This is a genomic window from Bradyrhizobium sp., from assembly GCF_049512235.1.
Taxonomy (GTDB): Bacteria; Pseudomonadota; Alphaproteobacteria; order Rhizobiales; family Xanthobacteraceae; genus Bradyrhizobium.
Window position 1 is genome coordinate 1 of the sequence record NZ_JBEKXH010000554.1, and the last position, 3,925, is coordinate 3,925.

General features: G+C 63.1%; 5 protein-coding genes. All 5 read left to right on the top strand.

Going from position 1 to position 3,925, the window contains the following annotated elements:
• On the top strand, nt 1-1,027 hold a 1,027-nt coding region (locus ABSG20_RS31545), incomplete at its 5' end, for a cbb3-type cytochrome c oxidase subunit I (RefSeq protein ID WP_423868363.1).
• Between the two features lie 163 nt (nt 1,028-1,190).
• Nucleotides 1,191-2,129, top strand: coding sequence for a heme o synthase (locus ABSG20_RS31550; protein WP_423868364.1), 939 nt, complete (start codon nt 1,191-1,193; stop codon nt 2,127-2,129).
• Nucleotides 2,130-2,147: 18 nt separating this feature from the next.
• The gene (locus ABSG20_RS31555) at nt 2,148-2,312 is read left to right on the top strand and encodes a cytochrome c oxidase system small membrane protein (RefSeq protein WP_423868365.1); all 165 of its coding nucleotides are present in this window, start codon (nt 2,148-2,150) and stop codon (nt 2,310-2,312) included.
• 30 nt (nt 2,313-2,342) lie between these two features.
• Complete coding sequence (locus tag ABSG20_RS31560) at nt 2,343-2,993, top strand: cytochrome c oxidase assembly protein (protein ID WP_423868366.1); 651 nt, start codon at nt 2,343-2,345, stop codon at nt 2,991-2,993.
• 87 nt (nt 2,994-3,080) lie between these two features.
• Nucleotides 3,081-3,925: cytochrome c oxidase subunit 3 (locus tag ABSG20_RS31565; protein ID WP_423868367.1), on the top strand; the 845-nt coding region annotated here is incomplete at its 3' end.

A 3,925-nucleotide genomic window follows, 5' to 3' on the forward strand; every position in this document is an offset into this window, starting at 1 on the left:
CGCGCCGGGCATGACGCTGCACAAGATGCCTTTGTTCGTGTGGTCGATCCTGGTGACGGTGTTCCTGCTGCTGTTGTCGCTGCCGGTGCTGGCCGGCGCCATCACCATGCTGCTCACCGACCGCAATTTCGGCACCACCTTCTTCTCCGCCGAAGGCGGCGGCGATCCGGTGCTGTTCCAGCATCTGTTCTGGTTCTTCGGTCACCCCGAAGTCTACATCCTGATCGTGCCCGGTTTCGGCATGGTCAGCCAGATCGTCTCGACCTTCTCGAAGAAGCCGGTGTTTGGCTATCTCGGCATGGCCTATGCGATGGTGGCGATCGGCGGTATCGGCTTCGTGGTCTGGGCGCACCACATGTACACCGTCGGCATGACCTCGACGACGCAGGCCTATTTCGTCGCCGCCACGATGGTGATCGCGGTGCCTACGGGCGTGAAGATCTTCTCCTGGATCGCCACCATGTGGGGCGGCTCGATCGAGTTCAAGACGCCGATGCTGTGGGCGGTCGGCTTCATCTTCCTGTTCACGCTGGGCGGCGTCACCGGCGTCGTGCTCGCCAATGCCGGCGTCGACCGCGTGCTGCAGGACACCTATTATGTCGTCGCGCACTTCCACTACGTGCTGTCGCTCGGCGCGGTGTTCGCGATCTTCGCCGGCTGGTACTACTGGTTCCCGAAAATGACCGGCTACATGTATTCGGAGACCATCGGCAAGCTGCACTTCTGGGTCACCTTCGTCGGCGTCAATCTGGTGTTCTTCCCGCAGCACTTCCTCGGGCTCTCCGGCATGCCGCGCCGCTACGTCGATTATCCCGACGCCTTCGCCGGCTGGAACCTGGTCTCCTCGCTTGGTTCCTACATCTCGGGATTTGGCGTTCTGATCTTCATCTATGGCGTGATCGATGCGTTCGCGCGCAAACAGCTGGCCGGCAATAATCCGTGGGGGGTGGGCGCCACCACCCTGGAATGGACGCTGTCGTCGCCGCCGCCATTCCACCAGTTCGAGGTGCTGCCGCGCGTGCAGTAGCCGCGATCCCCTTGGAGCCCCGCGCCTGGCATGGGCTCCAAGTAATTTAGGGTAGGATAAAGACCGTCGCTGTCAGAGCCTCGTTTCGCCCGGGCCTCGAAAGCGACGGAGAGATGATGGATGCTCCGTGATCGCGCGGAGAGAGACAAGGGATTGACCTGTCGTGTCGGTTGTCGACCACAACGCCGTTGAGCTGTCGCCCCGGATTTCCGAGGCCGATGTTGCCGACTACGTCGAGCTCCTGAAGCCGCGGGTGATGTCGCTCGTAATCTTCACCGCGCTGGTCGGTCTCGCGCTGGCGCCGGGCCACTTTCATCCGGTGCTGGCCTTCACCTCGATCCTCTGCATCGCGGTCGGCGCCGGCGCCGCGGGCGCGTTCAACATGTGGTACGAGAGCGATATCGACGCGCTGATGACACGCACCGCGAACCGGCCGATACCGCGTGGGCGCATCACCCGGCCGGAAGCGCTGGCATTCGCAGTGACGTTGTCGTTCTTCGCGGTAATGACACTCGGTATCCTGGTCAATTGGTTTGCCGGCGCCCTGCTGGCGTTCACGATTTTTTTCTACGTCGTGATCTATACGATGGCGCTGAAGCGCTGGACGGCGCAGAACATCGTGATCGGCGGCGCCGCCGGAGCGCTCCCCCCGGTGGTGGCCTGGACGGCGGCGACCGGTTCTTTCTCGGTGGAGCCATGGCTGCTGTTCCTGATCATCTTCTTCTGGACCCCGCCGCATTTCTGGGCGCTGGCGCTGTTTCGCAACGACGATTACGCCCGCGCCGGCGTGCCGATGCTGCCGGTGGTCGCCGGCCCCGATGCCACGCGGCTGCAGATCCTGCTTTATACGATCGTGCTGGTCTCGGTAGCGGTCGCGCCGTGGCCGCTCGGCTATTTCGACGCGGCCTATGGCGTGGCCTCATTGCTGCTCGGCAGCTGGATGCTGGTGCTTGCCGTTCGGGTTTACCGGCGTCGGGTCGGTGTGGAGGCTTCGCGGGCAACGCGAAAACTGTTCGCGTTCTCCATCCTGTATCTGTTCGCGCTGTTTGCGACCTTGCTGATCGAGGTGGTCGTTCACGCGCTTCTGCCGTCGATCTGGTAGGGGGCGCATGGCGAGGCGATGGCCGACAATCCGAAGCCCGATGGGATCGTCCTCACCGAGGCCCAGAAGAAGAGCCGCCGCCAACGCTCGATCGCCATCGCACTCGCGCTCGGCGTGCTGGTCGTGCTGTTTTTTGCGGTCACCATCGTCAAGGGGCCGGCCGTGCTGGTAAGGCCATTGTGATCGTGGACATGCTGTGATGGATCTGGCGTGATGGATATCGAACACGAACCGGCGATGCCGCAGCCGCCGGGCGAAAGCCCCGGGGCGGCCAGGCGCCGTGGCCCCGGCCGCGATGCGCTGGTGGGTTCGCTCGCAGGTCTGGTCGCGGTGTTGATGGTCGGCGCCGCCTATGCGGCGGTGCCGTTCTACAACTGGTTCTGCCGCGCCACCGGCTTCAACGGCACGACCCAGGTTGCGCAATCGGCACCGAGCACGGCGCCGCTGGCGCGCAGAATTGCGGTGCGCTTCGATGCCAACGTGGCCGGCGGGTTGCCGTGGAAATTCGAGCCCGAACAGACCGAGATCGAGGTCAATATCGGGCAAGTCGTCACCGTGTATTACAACGTGACCAATCTATCGGCGCGGAGCACGACCGGGCAGGCGGCCTATAATGTGGCGCCGCTCACGGTCGGTGCGTATTTCCAGAAGATCAACTGCTTCTGTTTCACCGAACAGACCATGGCAGCCGGCGAAAAGCGCGAGATGCCGGTGGTGTTTTATGTCGATCCCTCGATTGTCAGGGACAGCGACAATGACGGACTGAACAGCATCACGCTGTCCTATACCTTCTATCCCGTGCGCGCGCCGGCCGCGATCCCGCTGGCGGCGCGCGAACCTGACAGACCCAAAGGCAGCCTCTGATGTCAGGGATGCAGAAAAGCCCGGGGGATTTGATCTTGAGACCAACATCCGCCGAATACCACCGGCACCGCTAACGGAGAGACCGCAATGGCTACGGCCCAAGCCAAACACCATGACTACCATCTCGTCGATCCAAGCCCGTGGCCGATCGTCGGCGCCGTCTCGGCCCTCATCATGGCGGTCGGTGCGATCACCTGGATGCACCATCTGACCGCCGCGGCGCCGATCATTTTTGGCGCCGGCACCATCGGCGTGCTCTACACCATGGCGAGCTGGTGGGCGGACGTCATCCGCGAGGCGCAGTACAAGGGCGATCACACCCGCGTGGTCCAGATCAGCCATCGCTACGGCATGATCCTGTTCATTGCCTCCGAGGTGATGTTCTTCGTCGCCTGGTTCTGGGCCTTCTTCAACTCCTCGCTATTCCCCGGCGATCCCGTCCACGCCACCCGCGATGCCCTGTTCGGAGGGGTCTGGCCGCCCAAGGGCATCGAGCCCTTCGATCCCTGGCATCTGCCCTTGCTCAATACGCTCTTGCTGCTGACCTCCGGCACCACGGTGACCTGGGCGCACCATGCGCTCCTGGAGAACGACCGCCAGGGACTGAAGTACGGTCTGATCCTCACCATCCTGCTCGGGGCGAGCTTCACCTGCGTGCAGGCTTACGAATATGCCCATGCCGCCTTCAGCTTCGCCGGCAACGTTTATGGCGCAACCTTCTTCATGGCGACCGGCTTCCACGGCTTCCATGTGCTGATCGGCACCATCTTCCTGACCGTCTGCCTGGCGCGCGCCTATGCCGGTCATTTTACCCCGACCCAGCATCTCGGCTTCGAATTCGCCGCCTGGTACTGGCATTTCGTCGACGTGGTGTGGCTGTTCCTGTTCGTCTGCATCTATGTCTGGGGCCACGGTGCGGAAACCATGGCGCA